This is a genomic window from Methanosarcina sp. UBA411 (assembly GCF_002495725.1).
Taxonomy (GTDB): domain Archaea; phylum Halobacteriota; class Methanosarcinia; order Methanosarcinales; family Methanosarcinaceae; genus Methanosarcina.
Window position 1 is genome coordinate 1 of the sequence record NZ_DAGK01000031.1, and the last position, 21,734, is coordinate 21,734.

Consider the following 21,734-nt stretch of genomic DNA (forward strand, 5'->3'; position numbering starts at 1 on the left):
GTGTGAGGGATACATACAAGACAGTTCTTGTATATAAAGCTTCTCATTAGGCAGTTTTTCATAAATGGATTCAAAAACAAATCTTTGTTTGAATCTATAGAGATACTGCCATTTCGATCTTTTTGTGATCGAAAGAGAGTCAGATGCCCACAATTTTGCTTTTGTGAGGGATTCATACAAGGAATTTCTTATATATAAAGCTTTTGTTAAGCTGATTTTTGACTATAGATTTTATCACAGAATATAATCTTTGCAAAATCTATAGATTTAATGATCACTGATCCATTCAGATCAGGGGATTTCATAGATGCATTACTGATATAAATACTTTTTGAGAAGAATGATTCCTCAATAAACCAAATTAAGGAAGGAATGAGAGAGTTAAACATAATTTTTATTAAAATCTAGAATTTATTTTAGATCTATTGAGAAATCTTGGTATAATACTCCCTAGCAGCTGCCTAAATCTGCCGAAAACCTAGTAATCGTAGACTGTCCATAGACTGTTGTAAGGGTTTTTGATATTCATAATTATGTATTTTAGACTGTACCAAAGTTAGCAAAAAGCCCATTAAAACTAGATATTTAGAATAGTAAAGCCTCAAGATAGCGAAAATTATAGCTTACAATTCAGTATTAGAACCTTAAACTTGCTCAGTGAGTTTTATATATATAGGATTCCAATTAAATTAAGGGGAGTTGGAGTCCCTTTAAGAAATTGGGAAGAATTTGGGATTTTATACCTGTTTAGATCTCATATAGAGACCTCTATAGAAAAATTGGGGAATTTAGAGGCCTAAATTTAATTAAGATCTATTAAGGAATAATTTTCGCATTTAGCCCCTTTGATTCCTGTAAATAATTAGGGATTATTTGCTCCTCAAATGCCAAAATGGAGGTTAGACATTTGATAGATATAGATCCCAGTGGTATTCTGGTTCGTTACAATGTAAAAATGGAAAAGGAAATGACACCGGAAGATGCTGCAGAAGAGCTTTACCCTAAGGATTCAATGATTTATCCGATTGCAAAAGCCATCTTTGAAGGCGAAGAAGATGATGTTGTTGAAGGACTGGAAAAGGCCATCAGCTCCGGAAAGGACCCGATCTCCCTTATTAATGATGCATTAATGGTTGGAATGGGAGTAGTTTCCAGGCTTTACGATGAGGGAATCATTTTCCTGCCAAACGTTATGATGTCTGCTGATGCCATGTTGGAAGGTATCGAATACGTTAAGGAGAAAGCAGGAAAAGCACCTGAAACCAAAGGAAAGATTGTCTGTCACGTTGCAGAAGGTGATGTGCACGACATCGGAAAAAACATCGTGGCCGCACTACTGAGAGCAGCTGGTTATGATGTAGTGGACCTCGGAAGAGATGTACCTGTAGATGAAGTAATAGCGGCTGTCGAGAAAGAAAGTCCCATGATGTTAACAGGTACTGCCCTAATGACCACAACCATGTATGCATTCAAAGAAGTTAATGATAAGCTTCTAGAGAAAGGCTACAGGATTCCATTTGCATGCGGTGGCGGTGCTGTCAACCAGGACTTCGTGTCCCAGTATGAGCTTGGAGTGTACGGTGAAGAAGCAGCCGATGCCGCGAAGATAGCCGATTTCGTAAAGGCACATGGGGATAATATCGTAAAACTGAGGGAGAAATTCCATAGACACTGAGGAGATGGAATAAATGGCAGTAAAAAGATGTACTAAAATGGCTTATGCAAGCGCGGATGAGATGGTTTTTGGAAGGTCTGTCACGCCAGTTAAAACCGGACTGGGACTTGAAATTGGTGCCGGTTACACAACTCCCGAAGTAAACTACGCCCCAAGACCTGAAGCCGGCGCATCCAAAGAAAAGCTCATAAAAGAATACGAAAGGATCACCACCGACATTATGGCAAGGATGGTCCAGATTGGAGCTCCTTCTGTCGTGCTTGAAACCGAACATGTTCAGCAGATGTCTAATCACCCGGATTGGGGAGCAGCTGTTGCTCACGCCCAGAAAACTATCATGGAGGATTACCATGATGAATACGGCATAAAGTGCGCACTCCGCCACACTATTGGTGACATCCGTGAGAGCAGGGAATTCCTCGAGCTCAGAGGAGGAGACAAGTACAACACCTTTTTGGAAGCTTTTGAGCAGTGTGCCCAGAATGGGGCTGACATGCTTGCAGTTGAGTCAATGGGTGGAAAAGAAGTATTCGACTATGCGATTCTCAGGAACGATATGGCCGGAGTACTTTACGGCATAGGTGTTCTTGGCAGCATAGATATGGAAATGATCTGGCAAGATATTGTATCAATTGCAAAAAAGAATAACGTGATAGCATCTGGTGACACAGATTGCGCCCAGGCAAACACTGCAATGTTCATTGCAGGCGGGCTGCTGGACAAGAACCTCGCCCATACACTCGCAATCATTGCAAGAGCAATTTCTGCCGCCAGATCCCTTGTCGCGTACGAAGCCGGTGCGGTCGGCCCTGGAAAGGACTGCGGTTACGAGAACACTATTGTAAAGGCAATTGCAGGTGTCCCTATAACTCAAGAAGGCAAAACCTCAACCTGTGCCCACTCTGATTTGATGGGTAACGTTGTTATGCAATGCTGTGACCTCTGGTCCAACGAATCTGTTGAATATCACGGTGAATTCGGCGGTACCACAGTTCAGTGTTGGGGTGAGACCTTAGCTTATGACTGTGCCCTAATGAACGTTGCTCTTGATTCAGGTAATGAAAAAATACTTAGGGATATGTTCGTAGCTTCGGATATGTACAGAGACGCACAGGGCTATGTACTCGCATACCCGAACGCCTACAGAGTCGGGCAGGCAATTGCAAAAGATGGGAATGATATTTACCTCCGTGCTAAGAATGCTGCTATCGAATGCATCAACATCGTTGAAGAAGGGGCAAAGGGTAAACTTGAACTCTCAAGGTTCGAAACTAAAGCCCTTGCAGATGCAAAAGCAGCTTTTGAGAGTCTTACTGACGACAAAGAGAAGTTCATGAGTGACTGTCTTACAAAGTATAAACAAGAAGTCAAAGTCTTCAAGCCGGAGAACTATGGCCTCTAACTGAGGCAAGTTCTTCCCATTTTTCTTTTAAAATATTTTTATATATAGAGATCAGTTATTGAAAAAATCTAAGCATAAAACTGACTGGCATAAACCGACTTTCAAATTTAATACATTGGATATGCTCTTTTTTCAGATTTGATCAAAAATCACAGATGCGATCAAAAGAAAGAGGTATAACCATAGATAACGGATAATATCCCTTTTCACTCTTGAGCTTGTTGAGTTTTTTGGATACAGAATCAAAGAACTATACAAAAGAATAGGTCGAAAGCTCAATGAGAAACTTAAGAGTCATACAAATTACATTATACATTGTAATTGTTTGCTCCCTTTCACAGGCAAATATTCGTTAACACATGTGAGGAGTTAACGCAAAATCAACCACATTGATTATGTTAACGGGTTACAATGGAATACACCTGTTGATTACACACAATTCATTGATTTTTAGCCCATTCATTTATTTTGTAAATGCCATTATATAATATACAATAGTGCTTTTTTAACAATCATATTTATAACAAAAACGAGATTGATAAGATCGATGCTATTTATTTTTTGTTGCCGGATATTATAAATAACTTTAATTTAAATATTTAATTGTGGAAAGGTGGAGATCCGGACACTTCCCTATTTTTCCACTTCCCTATTTTCCCACTTCCCTAAGGTGAAGATCCGGATACTTCCCCATATTCCCACTTCACTATTTTTTTAAATGTGCAAGCCTGTCGACTTAATCAATTTGAGGTATGTAAAATGGATAGTTCACCAGAGGAAGTACAAGAATTAATAGAGCAAATGGATGAGGCCGCTGAAGATGAAGATGAGGAGGCAATAAAGGAACTTACCCAGAAGCTCCTTGCAACGGGCGTTGATATGCCACCTATCATCCTTAACAAACTTGCCAGCTGCGTGATGGACGGCGAGGATGAAATAACTCAGGGCTGGACAAAAGTTGCCCTTCAGGTTAGGATGAATCCATTCAAGACCCTTATCGAAGGGCTGGCAGAGGGCATGAACAGAATAGGCAAAAAATATGAGAAGGGAGAAGCTTTTGTGCCCCAATTGTTAATCGCTTCAGGGTCCATGTATGCAGGAATGGATATACTGGCCCCATATCTAAAGAATGATGAAGAGTGTACAGAAAAGCCACCTACCGTCATCATAGGGACAGTAGAGGGAGACATACACGACATCGGGAAGAACCTTGTAAAGACTTTACTCAGTGCAAACGGCTTCAACTGCGTAGACCTTGGAAATGATGTCGAGAGCCAGAAGTTCGTGGAGACTGCAAAGGAGAACAGAGCAACAGCAATTTCCATGAGCACCCTGATGACCACAACCATGGCCGAAATGCCAAAAGTTCTCAAACTGCTTGAAGAGGAAGGCATCAGGAGTAAGGTTAAAGTAATGGTAGGTGGAGCCCCGATTAAGGCAGATTATGCCAAAGAAATCGGAGCTGATGTATCCCCTGTCGATGCTGCAAGTGCAGCAAACTGGCTAAAAGAAGCAGTTGCCGGTTTTTCATCCGAGTCTGAAAGATGGGACTAACTATTCCAAGGAATCTCAATTAACTGAACACTTCACGTAATCGTTGTTAGATCAGAAAAATAGCGGAGTTGAAAAAATTGATCAATGAGATGACATCAAAAGAAAGGGTCCTTGCAATGCTCAATAGAAAACCTGTTGATAGGATCCCGGTAATCTCCGGTGTTGCAATGCTTAAGGAGTACATCGAAAAGACTGGAGCGGTTTGGCCTGACTATCACTCCAATGCAGAGATGATGGTAAACATTGCGAGCTGTGCTCCTATGGAGACAGGTATTGATAACCTCGTCGTAGCCTTTGGTATGTTTGTTGAATCTGCTGCTACTGGGCTTGATGTGAAAATGGGAAGGGTTGACATTCACCCTTCAGTGAGGGGCATATTTAAAAAACCGGAAGACGTGAAATATGATAACTTCCTTGAAAACAAGTTTGTCAGGACCACAATAGATGCAATTAAACTTGCAAAGGAAAGATACCCTGATGTTGCTACTTATGCCCTCATGGAAGCTCCGATTACCCTTCTCGGAGACTTGATGGGTGCCGAAAATCTTGCCATACTTAGTTACAGGTGCCTTCAGAAAGAAAAATACATGGAGAAAATGCAGGAATGGCTTTCAGTATCTCTTGAGATCAGCAAAATTTATGCTGAAGCCTGTGCTCAAGCTGGAGCTGATGCTTTTTATTGTTCCGATGCATCGGCATCCCCAAACCTCCTGATGCCTGAGTTCTATTATAAAGTAGCAGGCCCATCAGAAAAGGAGCTCGGAGACTTCATCCACGAGAATGGATGCCCCTGGGAACTGCACATCTGCGGGAATACAACCTCGATTATTGAAGGTATGGCCGCCACCGGAGCAAATTGTCTCAGTATCGATCAAACGGTCGATATGGGTGAAGCTACAAAACTTGCACGTGACGTTCCTGTGGTTGGAAACGTGACTCCCCTCCTGATGGTTGATGGTACGGAAGAACAGATTATTGCAGAAGTCAGAAAGGCCCTTGACAGCGGAGCAAAAGCAAGTAAGCTCGGATGTGGGACTCCACCTCTTAGCACATCTGACAGACTTAAGATCTGGGTAAAAGCTGCAGCTGACTGGTCAGCAGAGAACCTGTGAAGTTGGCCTCAAAAAATTTAGGAGTAAAATTTGGATTTTTATTTGAACGACCTGGGTGCCTTGAATTACCAGCACCTTGGTTATTACTAAATTTCATCCAAGTTTTTCCAAATTTTTTCATTCACATATCCTAATTGAGGCCCCTCTCCTTTTTCCTATTTTCAAGATTTATAGCCTGAAGGAAGCTCAAGACCTGGCCCAAGACTTGAGAACGTTCAAAAATAGGATCAGAAAAACAGGTTCTCAAAAAGTAGAATTAAAAAAGTAAAAAGAAGAAACCTGTTTAAAAAATTAAAAAAACTGTTTTTATTTTTTAGGCCCCTCAAGCATAGTACTCGTTTCTTGCCTCGACCATAGCTTTAATGTGGGAAAGCGGAGTCATAGGTGCAATACCGCAACCAGGTGCCAGTACGTCCACACCTTCAGCAATAGCTTTTTTCGATTCTTCTTTGATCTTATCAATCGGACCTGGAAGCAGAACAAAGGGACTTGAGATGTTTCCCACAAGCCTTGCTCTGTCCCCAAGCACTTCCTTAGCCTTTTTTATGCTACCAACTTTTTCTTCAACACTCAAACCTTCGAAACCGCAATCTGCCATATAGTCAAGGATAGGACCTACGCCACCACAGATATGCAGTACTGTAACTGAGTTTACTTCTGAAGAAAATCTCTGTAACCTTGGTTGGAGTTCATTTTTGAAAGAATCCGGACTCATCAGGTCAGGAGATGCTACAGGGTCAGCAACTGAGATAACATCTGCTCCTGCAACAACCATTGAATTTGCATAAGCTATTGTGGCATCAGTTGCAAAATCCAGTACCTGCCGTAACATATCAGGTTTTTTAATAGACCATTTCATAAAGGACTTTACACTTGCCAGATCGGAGGCAAGAGTTATTGGTCCTTCCATTCCTCCTATAATAGGTACATCTGGTCCTACTCTTTCCCTTATAATTTTGATTGCGTCAAGTACAGCCCGGATCCTGCCCATATCAAGCAGATTCTCAGGCATTTCCATACCCTCTAGATCTTTGGGGTATGGATGTGCAGTAACTGAGGGTTGCCTATTTTTGGTCCCCATATTAACCTCACAGCCCATGGCTTCGGCAAGTACAGTAAGGCAATATGGAACCCTTACAGCTTCAAGCCCACTAAGCTCATAATTTGCAATTGCAAGCTTTGCCATTTGCTCAGGGTTAGAATGAGCCTCCGGCCAGGGAGCCCCCACCTCATCCATTAATTCAACGATTCCTGTCTGGGTTACAGAACAGACCGGCACTTTGTCAACTTCTTTCCCTTCCAACGCATTTAAAAGTCTCTCCTTAAGCGTCATTTCATCCATAATTATCTCCCCCATATTAAATTCAATTTGGAAGTTTTTAACCTTTTAATTTTTCAAGAGATTCTCAGCATTCAACTGATCTTTCAGATCAGTAATTAACATAGGTCTTGTAACCCCATTGAGGCATATCAAAAGTTTCAGTGTTTTCATCAAAGGCAAATAACCACCTTCGGAAAACCGAAAATCCCCATGCCCAGATTGAATATTATAATCTAGATTTTATGCTATATGATTGTTTGGGAATGCACAAAATGGAAATATGAACATTAAAAAAACTATACTGAAGTAGCAAAGGGATAAAACAGGTAGGTAAAGTAAAAAAGTAAAACAAAATGATAAAGTAGAAAAAGAAAGTAAGAAAATAATATAAAAATAGTAGAACTAGAGCATCTCAGGCAATAAAAATAATATAGTGATAATGATATTGCTCTGTAAGCACATTATACATTATATATAAGAGAACAGAAGCAAAAGAGAAATTATGTTACATATTTCAGACAGGATAATAATAATTCAAGGAAATATCGTAAAACTGGAAGTGGATGCAGTCGTAAATGCTGCAAATTCGACTCTTCTTGGAGGAGGAGGAGTCGATGGCGCAATCCACGGAGCCGCAGGACCCGAACTGCTAGAAGAATGCAAGGGTTTAAAAGGCTGTGCAACAGGAGAAGCAAAAATTACAAAGGGATATTTCCTGCCTGCAAAATGGATAATACATACTGTCGGTCCTGTATGGCAGGGAGGCAAGAAAGGAGAAGATGGTTTGCTGGCTTCCTGCTACAGAAAAAGCCTTGATATTGCAAAGGAATACGTTGTAAAAACCATCGCTTTTCCAGCTATAAGTACAGGAGCGTATAACTTTCCTTCGGAGAGGGCTGCAGGAATTGCAGTTTCCGAAATGATAAAATTCCTTCAGGAAAATGAATTACCTGAAAAGATTTTCCTTGTTTGTTTCAATAAAGAGACATGTCGGCATCTTCAGGAAGCATTGTCAGGAACCACTATGATTTAATTTAAATGTTAGAAATTTATTTTAGATTTTAGATTTATAATTTAACCGGCTTGCAACGTTCATTGAGGACGTCTTCAAAAAATAGTTAAAAAACAAACTAAAAATTATTCTTCCACGCTCAATTATTGAGGATCGTTTATATACAATGTTAGGAGATTAGATCCTAGATAAAAATTGCTGATGATAAATAGGTTTTTGGATGGATGAAGTATTAAATTTAACGGTCAACAATTGTAAATAGTTAGCTTATTGGAAAAGAGTAATTTAATGACAAGTGAAAGGTAAAAGCTCGCAAAAACGCTAAAATCGGAAAACAAAGCAAAATATTATTAAGGCCTGATAAAAAAGACTAGCATTTAAATTTTAGATCTTTGAGCTGCAGGAATACGAGTAAAAAAGCGCAGGAATATGATTAGAAAAAAAGATCGGAGGAGTTGGTTATCAATCACGATGAAGCCTTTCAAAGAGGCCTTGGTCTGATCAGACAAAAAAAGTACGAAAAATCGATTAACGTTTTCAACAAGATTCTGGACAAGAACCCGGATCACACCGGCGCTCTTTTCAACAGAGGACTTGCCCTGTTAAAAATCAAAAAACCAGAAGAAGCCCTTGACTCCCTTGATCAGGTCCTGCACTTAGAGCCAGAAAATCTCGATGCCCTGTACAAAAAAGGAATTACTCTGGCCACCCTCGGAAAGTTTGAAGCAGCTCTTGAAGCCTATGACAACGCTCTTGAAATAAATCCTGAAAATCCAAAAATCTGGTACCAGAAAGGCCTAGCGTTTGCCGAACTGGAAAAAACTGAAGCTTCGATTCTTTGTTTTGAGAAAGCACTTGAACTTGAACCAAAATGTGAAATTGCCTGGTATGCCCTGGGGACCGTAAATGGAAAAGCTGGCAGCTACGAAGAAGCCCTAGAATGTTTTGATCACGCACTTGAGATAAACCCTAAAAATGCAGACGTTTGCTACGCAAAAGGCCTGGTTCTTGCAAGGATTGAAAGGCACGAAACCGCGCTGGAATGTTTTGATTATCTGATTCAGGCAAACCCTAGGCAGAAGGATGCCTGGAAACAAAAATATTATTCACTGATAAAGCTTGGGAAAAATGAAGAAGCTCTAGAATGTATTGACGCATTTTTAAAGAGATTTCCTGTCAGCGAGACGGCTCTCTATCAAAAGGGCATTCTTTTAAGCGAACTCTCCCGTTATGAGGATGCTGAAAAAACTTTTTCTAAAATATTGAAGATTAATTCCGGAAATAAAGAAACCTGGCTCAAGAAAGGCCTTGCTCTTATCCAATTGCTCAGGCTCAATGATGCCATAGAGGCTTTCGAAGAAGCCATTAAATTGGATCCCACTTATTTCGAAGCCTGGAGTTACAAATGCCTTGCTCTGATGAAACTTGAGGTCTATGAAGAAGCTCTTGAAGCCTTTGACTCTGTACTTGAAATGTATCCGAAAATGAAGGAAATGTGGTACAACAGAGCTCTTGCTCTCGTGAAACTGCAGCGCTTGGGGGAGGCTGCGCAGGCTTTTTCCAGAGTTGTAGAACTGGATCCTGAATATGGGGATGCCCTGTACCAGCAGGGACGTTTGCTTGCTAGAGAAGGAAAATATGAGGAAGCCCTCAAAGCTTTAGATTCCATGCTTGAACATAATCCAGGATTTACTGAAGCCCAAAAGCTCAGAAGTACTATACTGGTCAAATTAGGCTGTATTGAAGAAGCTCTTGAATCGCTTTCACAGAGCCTTGAAAAAGAACCCGAAAACTATAGGCTCTGGCTCCGGAAGGGATTAATTCTTCTTGAGAATGAAAAATTTGAGCCAGCCCTGGAAGCTCTTGATAAAGTTGCAGAACTAAAACCCGACAACGAAGCCTGCTGGATGAATAAGGGATTTGCTCTCTATTCCATTGGACGCTACGAAGAAGCCCTCAAAGCTTTTGAAGAAGGTCTGCGGCTGAACCCGTATCTCGAGAAAGGCTGGAATAATAAGGGAATAGTGCTCGGGAATCTTGGAAGAACTGAAGAAGCCCTTGAGGCTTTTGAAAAAGCTGTGAACCTCAGGCCTGACTTCGAGGAAGCCTGGAGGAATAGAGGACTGATTTTACTGGCTGCCAACGAATATGAAAAAGCCAGCGAAGCCTTTGCCGAAGCCCTTAAAACAAGTCCTGAAGATCTTGATTCCTTATACAATAGAGGAATAGCCCTGCTAAAGCTCGGAAGGCCAGAAACTGCCTTAGAATGCTTTGAAAAAATCCTGACTCTTAATCCCGATTATCCCGAGCTTTTAGACAACCTTGTGACTGCACAGGCCGAGCTAGGAAAGCAGGAAGAAGCCCTAGAAACCTTTGAAAAGCTGGCTGAGAAAAATCCCGAAAATTCAGAAATCCAGTGCAGGAAAGGAAAATTTGCAATGAAAATCGGAAAGTACGAGACTGCGCTTCAGGCTTTTGATAAGGTGCTCAGTGAAAGGCCGGAATCCAGAGAAGCCTGGTATAGAAAAGGGCTTGCCCTGATAAAACTGGAACGTTTTGAAGAGGCTATAACAGCCTTTGACAAAGTAATTGCAAAAAATCTAGAATATAAGGAGATAGATAACTCCAGGATAAATAACTCCGATCACAGTGAGATAAAAAATCTCAGTTGTGATGAAATAAATAACCCCTTATGTGATGAGATAAAGAATCTCGATTACGAGGACGCCCAAACTTACAAAGGCTTTGCGCAGATGCAACTTGAAAGGTACCTCCCTGCCCTTGAAACCTTTGAGAGCGCTCTTGAAGAAAAGCCGGATTCCGACATTCTCTGGTACTACAAAGGCCTTAGCCTTTATAGAATAAACATGTTAGAGGAAGCGGCATATGCCTTTGAATCAGCCGTTCATCTTAATTCTGAAAGGGAGGAAGCTCTCGAGTACTGGAGCCTCTGTCTGTTTGAAACCGAACAATACGAGGTTGCCCTGGAAGCTCTTGAAGCTGTACTTGAAAAAAATCCGGAGAACCTTTCTGCCCTCCATAAGAAGGCTATTTGCCTCCTGCAGTTAAAGAAATCTAAAACAGGAGCTGAAACTCTTTCCAGAATTCTGGAACTCGACCCTGACTACAAAGAAGTAAAGTTTGAGCTAGGGATCGCCAGTTTTGAATCCGGAGAGTATGATAAAGCCCTTTCTCTTTTTGAAGAAATAGTTGAGGGTTCAGAGACAGGCTCTTTTGTATACTGCCCTGAACAAAACTTATCTGAACAAAGTATCTTTGAACAAAACCTATCTGCACAAGATAACTCTGAAGAAAAGTTCTCTGCGCTTTACTGGAAAGGACTTGTACTTATCAAGCTGGAGGCTTACGAAAAAGCGCTTGAGGTTTTCTCAAGGCTTGCTGAAGAGAATCCCCTGTTTATAGAGACATGGTATTTGAAAGGCATATCCCATTCAAAGCTGAAGCAGCATGATGAGGCAATAAAAGACTTTGAGAAAATCCTTGAGCTTGACCCTGCTTATCAGGATACCTGTTATCAGTTAGGGAATTCCTATCTTGAACTTGGGAACTTTGAGGACGCTATAAGAGTTTTTGAAACCGCCCTTAAAATAGATTCTGAAAACCTTGATGCCCTTTACATGAAAAGCCTCGCTTTACTACGGTCAGGAAGATATGAGGAATCCGCTTCAGGTTTTAGAGAAGTCCTTAAAAGAAAACCGTCAGATACTGAATCTCTTGCACACCTGAGTACAGCCTGCTTCAAGCAGGAGCTTTACGAAGAATCCCTGGAACTCTTTGATCAGGTTCTGAAAATAAATCCAGAACGAAAAACCGTCCTCTTCAGGAAAGGACTCGCTTTAAAAGCCCTTGGAGATGTAAAGAAAGCTGCGACGATGTTTGACTCGGTCCTTAAATTGAAGCCTGACTGTACCTACGCCCTTGAGCAAAAAGCCTATACTCATTTCGAGCTTGAAGAGTATCCGGAGGCCGTTGAAGCATTAAAAACGGCACTGGAATATTGCCCGAAAAAGGAAGATCTGCATTACTGTAGGGGTATTGCCTTCTTCAGGCTGGGGAACTTTGAAGAAGCAGTAAAATCTTTTGAAAAAGCTCTTGATCTAGGCTGCCAGCAACCCGAAATATCTTATTATACAGGAATTTCCTACTTTGAAAACGGAGAATATGAAAAGGCCGTGGAAGTTTTTGACCCTATCCTTAACGCGGGAGCAACCAATCCAGAACTTCTGTACAAAAAAGCCCTGGCCCTTTTCGAACTCGGAAAGCCAGAAGAAATGGTTTCTACAGTTGACACCCTCCTCGAACTTGAATCTGAAGACCTTAATATTAAAGACACTGGAGAGCTTGGGGAAGAAAACTACGAGGAAAGCACAAGAGAAACTCCGGCTTTCGAGAACTCCAAGAGTTTTGAAGAACTCCTTGAAAAGTTTGCATTCTCCCTGATAGAGCTTGGAAGGTATCAAGAAGCCCTGCTGCCTCTTGGAAAGCTTACAGCGAGCGAACCGGCTTCAAAAGAAACTCTTTACGGTAAAGGGATTGCACTTCAGGAGCTCGGCAGACCTGAAGAAGCTCTAGAGATATTTTCAGAACTTCTTTCCCTTTATCCTGACTTTGAAAAAGCCTGGTACAGAAGAGGGCTCATTCTATTTTCTCATGGGTACTATGCTGAAGCCCTGGAATCCTTCGAACAGGCTACCCTGGGAGATCAAACGGAAACTTCTGAAGAAGAAATTAACGAGTTAAGCTTGGATGGCACTCAGAGAGAAGAACAGAATGAAGGCCACGGATTAAAATGTAAATTCAAATTAGAAAATAAATTAGGATTAGAAGATAAATTAAATGACACTGAAATCGAAGAAGCATGGAAGAAGATAGGGCTTTCACAGTTTAAACTGGGATGTTATGAAGCCGCTCTTGAGATATTTGAAAAAATCCTTGAAGTAAACCCCGAAGCTGCCGATATTTGGTATGTATCAGGAATTGCTCTAAGTGGAATTGATCAGAATGAGCAAGCCGTTGAAGCTTTTGAAAAAGCCGTAGAGTTAGACCCAACCCTGGAAGCTGCCTGGGAACAAATGGGGCTTTCCCTTCTAAAATTAAATATGTACGAGGAAGCTAGCCAAGCTTTCAATTTCGTTCTATCCCTGAACCCTGAGAATATAAATGCTCTATACAACCGGTCAGCGACCAGTTTCAATCTCCAGCAATTTGAGGAAGCTGCCAATGACCTCGAAAGGGTGCTCCTTTTCGCGCCTGATTTTCCGGATTATATTGAAGCCTGTTATAGGCTCGGAATTGCCAGAATGGAACTTCAAGAGTACGAAAAAGCGCTTGAGGCTTTTGATATAGTTCTGGAGCAGAACCCGGCACACAGGGAAGCCCTTTATTATAGCGGGCTTGTGTTTTTCAATCTCGGAGAATACGAAGCTGCCGCCGATACCTTTGGAATGCTACTGGAAGCCTCCCCCGAAGACCCTGAAAACCTGAACTACCTTGGGCTCTGCCTGCTGGAACTCGAAAATCCAGAGGCAGCCCTGAAAGCTTTTGAAAAAGCCGTCCTTTTCAATCCGAAGAATGGAGAAGCCCTGTACAACGCAGCCACGACTCTTGTCAAGCTCGGCCGAGCCCAGGAAGCTATTGGCTATTTTGACCGCATCCTTGAGATTTCCCCTGAAAACATTGACGTCCTGAACTACAAGGGAATCGCCTTCTGCACGCTTGAAATGTACAGAGAAGCCCTGAAAGCCTTTGACCTTGTTCTGGAAAAAGAGCCTGAAAACATCAAGGCGATATATAATATAGGGGTTGTCTGCTTTAAACAGAAACTCTATGAAACTGCCTGCCGGGCCTTTGGCGAAGCTCTTGCCCTTAACCCCTGGCACGAGCAGTCCCTGAAATATCTCGGAATCTCTCTCGCAAAAATGGGAGAGTATGAGGATGCCCTTAGAGCCTTTGATAGGCTGCTCAGGATAAGACCTCACGATGTGCAGTCCATGAATTACAGGGGAGTTATCCTCGGAAAACTCGGAAGGTACGCCGAGGCTATAAACACCTTCAATGAAATCCTGCGCCTCTATCCCGACATGGCAGACGCGAAAAGGAAACTTGAAGCCTTAAAATGTATTGAAAACCAAGAGAATTCCAGCGAAGATCTCTACTAAGGTTTCTGCCAGAGAAAAGACTCCTGATATACAGAGGGAGTCTTTTTCAGATCTCTTGTTTCAAAAGATTCACTTTTTTAAAGATTTTTTCCACAGAGTATATTCCCAAACTCAAAATTATTTTTTAGATTTAGAATTTGGAACATGTAATCAAGTTTTTAATCCTGAAAAATGCTCCTGAAACTCTTACTCAATGAGAATAAAATTGATTTTGGGATGAGTCTACCTAATATAAAAAACAGTCTCTGTCTAAAAAAATCGATAATTAAACACGAGACTAAAACGCCGATTCCTGAAAATAGCATATGATGAACAAAAACAGGACTGGAATAATAATCAGCACAATGTAGGATCTTGGAGTATAACACATCTAGTACAAATGGATGATTTGATATCAGATATACACCAAAAACGGATGTTGCCATAAAATTTATTGTTTGGGATTGTATTTTGATGTTTTTGAACACCATAAAAAAGCAAATAGCTCCCAATTCTACAAAAATAAAATTATAGTTCCAGGGATCGGTAAAGAAGTACTTGGGAGTTTCAGAAAATGTTCTAAGAAGCATGACTCCAGTGAATACTAAAAGACTACACATAAGATATCCTAATAAGAAATAGGTTAGATTCTTGACTGGAAGATTATACTTTCTGATATATGCACCTACGCAATAAAGAAAGACAAAATTATATAAACTGTATCCCATATCAGTAAAATAAGTGAAATTAATAGACGGCAGGATTACAAAAAAAACTGCGGAAACTAGAATTAATTTTATATGATCTTCTTTCTTCATATTTTGAAGAGCTGTGTTGAGGAATGGAGAAAAGAGATACAGAACGATGTATAATGTCACAAACCAGTATGTCCCGGTAATTACTGGGAAAAATGCTTGTAATATTGTGGGCACGGTTAGAGGTTCAATCCCAGCAAACCAAAATATTGATGAAATCATTACCGAATAAAAAATAACCTGAGCCCAGAGATCAATGACTTTTTTTAATTTAAATTTTCCATTAATTTGATAGTATCCGGTTATAAGTATAAAACAATCTACTGCAATGATAAATAAGCTTTCCAACCCATAAGTGAAATAATAATTTGAATCCGAAGGTGTTAGTGCATGAAGAGCCCCTCCATACTTAAAATAATGGAGACATATTATCATTGAGATTAAAACAATCCTTAATAGCTCAAAATTTGAGTCGCGAATAGTACTTTCATTAGGTGACATAGATATCGTTTTATTATTGTTTTGTGCTTTGTACCGAAGTTTTCAATGCCATAGATAAAGTAAAATGAAACAAAAATAAGAGATATTGATTTAAGGTATTAAACATAATTTGTATTAATTTCCATAGAATTTTTACATTACCATATTTTTATATATTATTTGAATAAAAATATAAAATATTAGATAGATAACATTAAGTTTTAAATATTTTGTTTCGAACTTAGTATAATAAGTTTTTGTTCTAGGTTAAAAATATTAATTACTAGAATATACCTATGGAAGGCCAGCTCTTTTTGAGACTCCTAGCTGTTTTGTGTGGATTGTGAATTGTTTATCAACTAAAAAGATCATACAAAATGAATAAACATCGAACCTAGATTCGGTTATAAGTAGTAAAGATTTTCAGGAATTATTCCACAAAATCTATGATTTGAATAAAGTGCCTTAAAACTACCAATTCAAAAATAAAGCCCTAAAAAGCTTAGAATAAACAAATCAAGATATGCAGCCTTGTGCGATTATTACTTATGCTGATGGAATCCAGCAAAATTTGGATATTAAGATGCTCTCTTTGAAAGTGGCTATAAAACTTACTATAAACTACTACTCGAAATAGCGAAGAGCTGGCTTTGAGATATTTTCATAAAAACACACTAGAGGGTAAAATGAAGACGATTAAATATTTGATGTGTTTATTTGTTCTGCTGATTGTGGTGGTTTTGGCTATTCCATCAGGAGTGAATAATACATATCCTTCACATGGAGTACTTAACTGGAGAGGGCAAAATTGGACTTTGACATCTGGCTACGGAGATCCCGGTAATAATTACTGGAATAATATAACAGGTGCACAGATAGATGAGCAACCATCAGGAGGAAATACATACCCTTTACATGGAATACTTAACTGGAAAGGGCAAGATTGGTCTTTAACATCTGGCTACGCAAATCCCGGTAATAATTACTGGAGTAATACAGGCGCATGGATAGATGACCAAAACAGACTGCACTTAACAATTGTAAACGATAACGGTATATGGAAAAGTACAATGTTAAATAGCCAAAATACATATCGTTATGGTATTTTCACATGGAATGTATCTTCACCTGTTTTTAATTTTGACAAAAATTGCGTGGTTGGACTTTGTACTTATTTAGATGATTCCCATGAATTAAATATTATAACATCAAGATGGGGTGAAACTAATGGAAATCAACTTTGGTATTCTGTAGAACCTTCTAAAATTGAAGGAAATAGTAGAGATTATCTCGTTCCGTCGAGTGTCGAAGGCACAAACACAACTTATAGAATAGAATGGGAACCAAATTATGTAAGATTCACATCTGTGGAAGCAGACGGAACAGTTATAGCAGACTATAATAATACAAATGCTTCTGCAATCCCACAAGAGCCCCAACATATCATAATGAATTTATGGTTAACGGATTCTCCATCCGATGGAAAGAATATCGACCTTATAATTAGTGATTTTAAAGTTGTTAACGATTGAATTAAAAGTGGCTTAAAAGCCACTAAACTCCTTTTTTAGAGTTATATGGAGAGTAGTTACAAACCCTCTCACATATACTTTATTTGTAAAACAATTACAATTAAACAAAGTAAATTCTGAGACGAAAGATCAACCAACTAACAGGGGTATGCCCTGCGCTTGTGATTGAGCAATTTTGCAAGCATTAATAAGAAGTAAAAATAAGAAGTAAAAATAAGAAGTCAATGCCTTTATACATAGCCTCCCTACTAAATAGCGGAACTTTTCCAAGCGCGGCTATGTATTCCTGCTCATTGAAGCCATATTTCCGGGATTAGGATCGGAAAATTCATAGTCCAGAGGCTCGTCCTCAAAAAAACTGCCCGAAGTAGATATATCCGGGCCACCTACACTAATGGGAGCTCCCATATGTTGTTCTTTCATTTGTAAAGCTTAAACTTTCCTGGGGAGATGCCCGCAGATAGCTTTATATCACTTTCTATACAATGTTTGCAGGTTTCGGGGTGAACCCTATGGAATTTAGTGCAGATATCCTGCCATCCTACACCTACCAAAACATTACCTTTCACATTGGTTAGGCCCACATGAGTATGAACAAGCCTATACAGATCATTAATGAGAAATTGAATCACCTTGATATCAACGATCTTTCTAAGTTCCAGGCTCCTCACCTTCCCTAGAAAATGAGAGAATATTTCCCAATTGTAGCCTGATGCACTTTTTACTCCATCTTAGTAACGTCTCTACTTGCTCTCTCCAGATAGTGTTTTGATTTATGCCAAACTCGCTAAGAAACATGCTGTGTTTGTCAAACGCAGCATGTGCTTTTTCACACATCCGTATAGGCATTATCCAGTTTAATTTTAACAATCCTTTTCGATTCTTCTGCAAAATTCTTGCTTTATATATATCCTTTGACAATTTTATGGCAACATCTGCCAAAACGAGCACTGAGACAAATGTCTGCAGGCGCCGCATCAATAACATATGCCAGATACTGAATTGATCAAGTCCGCAAGACGGAATCATATACAGGTACGGAGTCAATGACATACTATCACTCCTGAATTACCAATCCTGATTCGGTTTAAAGAGGAAGAGGTAGTATGCATAGACTAGCTGAGCAATAGTAAACCACGCATAAAATAACTGCGGAATAAATGTCATTCTTATCAAATAATCCCACTTACTGGGATTCTGCACATATCGCAGTGTGTAAACACAGTCAATGTACATTATACTCATTACCAGTAAGAATAACCAATTGGGAAGATAAACACCTCTAACTATGTCATACAAAGCATAATACAGCAGAATAATCTGGAAAGACAACATAATCCAGAAGAATCCAGCATTTAGGATGTCTTTTCTGGTGCTTTTATTCCATCCATGCTCCCACAATGTGTCAAGACCGCCGCGAAGCCAGCGAACCCGTTGTTTCCACAACTCACTTAGTTTTAGTGGGACATCTGTCCAGGCATACATTCCAAAACCTGCAGCGACGTGGTAACCAAGTTCTTTTAGAGTCACCGTCAACTCGTAGTCTTCGGTGATATTATGCACATCATACAAAGTGCAATCGAGTTTTCCGGTAGCTATACGCCTTGACATGACTGCTTTTATTGCTTCTACCTTATATACCGTGCACATCCCATGCGCGACTTTAATGCTTCTATCTTGACTGATTCTACTTCTGTCAAATTCTGCGTATTCGACATACTGCCAGTGATATACTAGCTTTTCAAAAAAACCGTTAGTTATCTGTTTGACTACACCAGCACGAGAACATACTGCACCAAGCAGGGGATCTAGCTGAAATTCAATTAATGCTTGCTCAACAAGATCGGGAGCTAGGACTGTATCACCGTCGACTGATAGCACGTAATCGTATGGCTCCAGATCGATATTTTGATATGCAGCATTCAGTGCCCCAGATTTTTTAAACTTATTCCCAACAGTTTCTATTAGACTTACGCGGCTGTTAGTGGCAGCTATACTTTTTACTATGCTGACTGTGTTATCTGTACTATTATCGCTGATTACAACAACATCGACCTTGACTGTTTGAGTAAGAATAGAGTCAATGGCCGAACGGATTATATCCTCCTCATTATGAGCTAGCACAAATGCGATGATATTTTTCCTTGGGTGAATCAGAGTTTTTATTTCTTTTTCGTTAGAATTATCTACAGGCAATAAGTTTTGAATTATAGTGTAATCCCCCAGAGTAAAGAAAATTAAGATTTATAATAATAGATATTATATTATTATAATCATATTTTCAACTAATTAATAGAGTGTGGCGAAGTAAAAAAACAGTTTATAATATATAAATTTATTTCCTGGGTGATATATATGTGATAAGAGTAGAATACATTTGCAGATTTGTGGAAAATATTAGTTTTCTAGAGAATAAACATTTAAACTCTGCCATATTAAGAAACTTGAACTAAAACTATTCGCATTCAGCCTTAAAATATAGAAAATATAATTTTAATTAATGATGGCTATTGAGAACTTCATGAGACAGATTCATGAGGGTTCCTCAAATAAAAAGGTAGATTGACAACAATTCTGAGTGAACAAAAAGTTCCAATTAATCCATTTAAGTAAAAGAGAAAAGAGGCTTTCGCCTCAATTAAGATTGTACATAACTAAAGTTAGATAAAGTCATTTTTGTCTGTAGTGTTTCCGGTAGATGGGACATAACTAAAGTCAGAGAAAACCATCTCTGCATTCTGTCCATTTAACGGTGCTAAGTTACTCATAAGCCACATCTGCATCAAAATACTTCCGCCAGTTACCTGTGGAATGCTTGTCTGATCCTTACAGTTCCAGTCAGATATAACAGTCCCATCAGCAAGTTTTGCTGTAAAGTGAACATATGTTGGCTCCCAATCGAACTGGTATGTCACATCTTTAGCGTCTTGGTAAGAAGAGTCATAAGATATTGCACTCTGGTATGCATTTGGTGCGACACTATAGCTGAGTCTGTCGCTGTATGTCCAACCCCACTGAGTAGCGTCAATATCGATCTCACTATTGCCATTAAGGAAGACCATAGCAGCCACAATGTTAGGATCGAGATTCAATATTGGTGATGAAACAGTCCACTTGTATACACCATATGTATAGTTATCAGATGCTGTAGAAACCTCTGTTGAATACCAAGTATCTCCGACTTTCCGGATTGTCAAGTGTAGGTTTTGGTTTTCATCAACCCAAACACTATTAGTTAAATTGCTCCAGGTGTTACCACCAGGATTTCCAGTTCCACTTCTTACCCACCACTCTTGACCACACCAGTTGAAATAGTCGTTTGTTTGCTCATTGTCTGTGGTGTTTCCAGGAGTATCAATTGTAGTGTTTCCAGTAGATGGGACATAACTAAAATCAGATAAAATCATCTCTGCATTCTGTCCATTTATCGGCGCTAAGTTATTCATAAGCCACATCTGCATAGCAACTCCGCCAGTTACCTGTGGGATGCTTGTCTGATCTGTACAGTTCCAGTCAGATATAACAGTCCCATCAGCAAGTTTTGCTGTAAAGTGAACATATGTTGGCTCCCAATCGAACTGGTATGTCACGTCTGTAGCGTCTTGGTAAGAAGAGTCATAAGATATTGCACTCTGGTACGCATTTGGCTGGACACTATAGCTGAGTCTGTCGCTGTATGTCCAACCCCACTGAGTAGCTTCAATATCGATCTCATTGGTATCGTTATGGCGGAAGAACATAGCAGCCACAATATTAGGATCGAGATTCAATATTGGTGATGAAACAGTCCACTTGTATACACCATATGAATAGTCAGCAGATGTTGTATCAACCTCTGTTGAATACCAAGTACCTCCAACTTTCTGAATTGTCAGGTGTAGGTTTTGGTTTTCATCAACCCAAACACTATTAGCTGAATTATTCCAGGTGTTACCACCAGGATTGCCAGTTCCGCTTCTTACCCACCACTCTTCACCACACCAATACAGGTAGGTGTCTGCAGCAGCAATGTTTGCGATCAAAAGCATGAATAATGAACTCAACATCAAGATAGATATACATTTTTTTTTCATGATAATCATATAGACATGTATGTCGATATATGATAAAGTTAGTTATATGAGCATGAAGCATAATTATATAAAAATGAAATCTTTTGATATAAAATTAGCTTGTAAAATTTGAAAAATTAGTGAAATTGTCAAACAAACAGATTTTGACAGAAAAATATGTCATTATTTAATCATTAGTAGTAATGTTTTTAGAAAATGTTAAAAATCAAATTGCGTGTGGCTACCCTACCCTAAACAGGCTGTCCGACAGTTACTTTTGGAAAATAATCAAATTCCTTCTTTTTCGATTTAAAAGCTTTACATGCCTTATTTTTCACATGTTATTATCTTAAAATTGAATTGTAGGACAACCTATAAAGAAGAGCTATATTTCAAGCCGCCCACTCGATTTTTTGAGATTAGTTTAGCATCCCCTAACAAGACTTTCTTAGTGTAGAGCTGCATTCACAATTACCATGCCCATAATACCAGAAAACTCACTTCACAAAAAACAATGACAGGTAGGTTTAAACGAAAACAAAAAGAAGCGAGGGTTCACTTCATCCCCAACCTGAAAGACAGTGGATTTCTGACCCTCATCACTCCCGAAATGATAAAAAGTTTAAAAAATAAAAAGAAGTCGCTTTATCTTCTAATATTCAGGCCTGCTTGATAACCTCT

At 39.5% G+C, this 21,734-nt stretch carries 15 protein-coding genes; 7 read left to right on the top strand and 8 right to left on the bottom strand.

Annotation, left to right across the window (positions count from 1 at the left end; translation table 11 throughout):
• Positions 1–892: 892 nt before the first annotated feature.
• The 4 genes from mtaC to BP861_RS11250 all read left to right on the top strand — a co-directional run bounded on the left by mtaC (position 893) and on the right by BP861_RS11250 (position 5,743).
• Positions 893–1,675: a methanol--corrinoid protein MtaC gene (gene mtaC / locus BP861_RS11235; protein WP_292375567.1), complete on the top strand. Its 783-nt coding sequence runs from the start codon at positions 893–895 to the stop codon at positions 1,673–1,675.
• A gap of 13 nt (positions 1,676–1,688) precedes the next feature.
• Positions 1,689–3,077 (top strand): methanol--corrinoid protein co-methyltransferase MtaB, encoded by a 1,389-nt coding sequence (gene mtaB, locus BP861_RS11240; RefSeq protein WP_292375569.1) that lies wholly within the window; start codon positions 1,689–1,691, stop codon positions 3,075–3,077.
• Between the two features lie 759 nt (positions 3,078–3,836).
• The gene (locus BP861_RS11245) at positions 3,837–4,631 is read left to right on the top strand and encodes a corrinoid protein (RefSeq protein ID WP_292375571.1); all 795 of its coding nucleotides are present in this window, start codon (positions 3,837–3,839) and stop codon (positions 4,629–4,631) included.
• A gap of 77 nt (positions 4,632–4,708) precedes the next feature.
• Positions 4,709–5,743 carry a uroporphyrinogen decarboxylase family protein gene (locus BP861_RS11250; protein ID WP_292375573.1) on the top strand — a complete coding sequence of 345 codons (1,035 nt, stop codon included), beginning with the start codon at positions 4,709–4,711 and terminating at the stop codon, positions 5,741–5,743.
• A gap of 322 nt (positions 5,744–6,065) precedes the next feature.
• On the opposite strand, the gene mtaA is transcribed toward BP861_RS11250, so the two are convergent.
• The gene (gene mtaA, locus BP861_RS11255; protein WP_292375574.1) at positions 6,066–7,085 is read right to left on the bottom strand and encodes a methylcobamide:CoM methyltransferase MtaA; all 1,020 of its coding nucleotides are present in this window, start codon (positions 7,083–7,085) and stop codon (positions 6,066–6,068) included.
• 481 nt (positions 7,086–7,566) lie between these two features.
• On the opposite strand from mtaA, the gene BP861_RS11260 reads away from it, so the two are divergent.
• On the top strand, positions 7,567–8,097 hold the full coding sequence (locus BP861_RS11260; protein WP_292375576.1) for an O-acetyl-ADP-ribose deacetylase: 531 nt from the start codon (positions 7,567–7,569) through the stop codon (positions 8,095–8,097).
• 434 nt (positions 8,098–8,531) lie between these two features.
• Complete coding sequence (locus BP861_RS11265; RefSeq protein WP_292375577.1) at positions 8,532–14,255, top strand: tetratricopeptide repeat protein; 5,724 nt, start codon at positions 8,532–8,534, stop codon at positions 14,253–14,255.
• A 158-nt stretch (positions 14,256–14,413) separates the two neighbouring features.
• On the opposite strand, the gene BP861_RS11270 is transcribed toward BP861_RS11265, so the two are convergent.
• Complete coding sequence (locus tag BP861_RS11270; protein WP_292375580.1) at positions 14,414–15,490, bottom strand: acyltransferase; 1,077 nt, start codon at positions 15,488–15,490, stop codon at positions 14,414–14,416.
• Between the two features lie 665 nt (positions 15,491–16,155).
• Between BP861_RS11270 and BP861_RS11275 the strand changes: the two genes are divergently transcribed.
• A complete protein-coding gene (locus BP861_RS11275) occupies positions 16,156–17,001 on the top strand; it encodes a glycoside hydrolase family 16 protein (protein ID WP_292375582.1) in 846 nt (281 codons plus the stop codon).
• Positions 17,002–17,185: 184 nt separating this feature from the next.
• On the opposite strand, the gene BP861_RS16030 is transcribed toward BP861_RS11275, so the two are convergent.
• From BP861_RS16030 to BP861_RS11290, 6 genes are all read right to left on the bottom strand, one after another.
• Positions 17,186–17,281: a hypothetical protein gene (locus tag BP861_RS16030; RefSeq protein ID WP_349681022.1), complete on the bottom strand. Its 96-nt coding sequence runs from the start codon at positions 17,279–17,281 to the stop codon at positions 17,186–17,188.
• Entirely contained in the window at positions 17,278–17,424 is a 147-nt protein-coding gene (locus tag BP861_RS16035; RefSeq protein WP_349681017.1) for a hypothetical protein, read from the bottom strand. The genes BP861_RS16030 and BP861_RS16035 overlap by 4 nt, the downstream gene beginning before the upstream one ends.
• A complete protein-coding gene (locus BP861_RS16040; RefSeq protein ID WP_349681018.1) occupies positions 17,421–17,672 on the bottom strand; it encodes a PocR ligand-binding domain-containing protein in 252 nt (83 codons plus the stop codon). The genes BP861_RS16035 and BP861_RS16040 overlap by 4 nt, the downstream gene beginning before the upstream one ends.
• Positions 17,653–17,943, bottom strand: coding sequence for a hypothetical protein (locus BP861_RS16045; protein ID WP_349681024.1), 291 nt, complete (start codon positions 17,941–17,943; stop codon positions 17,653–17,655). The genes BP861_RS16040 and BP861_RS16045 overlap by 20 nt, the downstream gene beginning before the upstream one ends.
• Before the next feature lie 126 nt (positions 17,944–18,069).
• Positions 18,070–19,125, bottom strand: a complete 1,056-nt coding sequence (locus BP861_RS11285) for a glycosyltransferase family 2 protein (RefSeq protein ID WP_394339180.1) — start codon at positions 19,123–19,125, stop codon at positions 18,070–18,072.
• Positions 19,126–19,661: 536 nt separating this feature from the next.
• Positions 19,662–21,029, bottom strand: a complete 1,368-nt coding sequence (locus BP861_RS11290) for a hypothetical protein (RefSeq protein ID WP_292375586.1) — start codon at positions 21,027–21,029, stop codon at positions 19,662–19,664.
• Between the last annotated feature and the right edge of the window lie 705 nt (positions 21,030–21,734).

Excerpts from the sequence above, each read along its gene's own strand:
- mtaC (WP_292375567.1), top strand. The coding sequence starts at position 893 with ATGGAGGTTAGACATTTGATAGATATAGATCCCAGTGGTATTCTGGTT.
- mtaB (WP_292375569.1), top strand. The coding sequence starts at position 1,689 with ATGGCAGTAAAAAGATGTACTAAAATGGCTTATGCAAGCGCGGATGAG.
- BP861_RS11245 (WP_292375571.1), top strand. The coding sequence starts at position 3,837 with ATGGATAGTTCACCAGAGGAAGTACAAGAATTAATAGAGCAAATGGAT.
- mtaA (WP_292375574.1), bottom strand. The coding sequence starts at position 7,085 with ATGGATGAAATGACGCTTAAGGAGAGACTTTTAAATGCGTTGGAAGGG.
- BP861_RS11260 (WP_292375576.1), top strand. The coding sequence starts at position 7,567 with ATGTTACATATTTCAGACAGGATAATAATAATTCAAGGAAATATCGTA.
- BP861_RS11270 (WP_292375580.1), bottom strand. The coding sequence starts at position 15,490 with ATGTCACCTAATGAAAGTACTATTCGCGACTCAAATTTTGAGCTATTA.
- BP861_RS11275 (WP_292375582.1), top strand. The coding sequence starts at position 16,156 with ATGAAGACGATTAAATATTTGATGTGTTTATTTGTTCTGCTGATTGTG.
- BP861_RS16035 (WP_349681017.1), bottom strand. The coding sequence starts at position 17,424 with ATGAAAGAACAACATATGGGAGCTCCCATTAGTGTAGGTGGCCCGGAT.
- BP861_RS11290 (WP_292375586.1), bottom strand. The coding sequence starts at position 21,029 with ATGCTTTTGATCGCAAACATTGCTGCTGCAGACACCTACCTGTATTGG.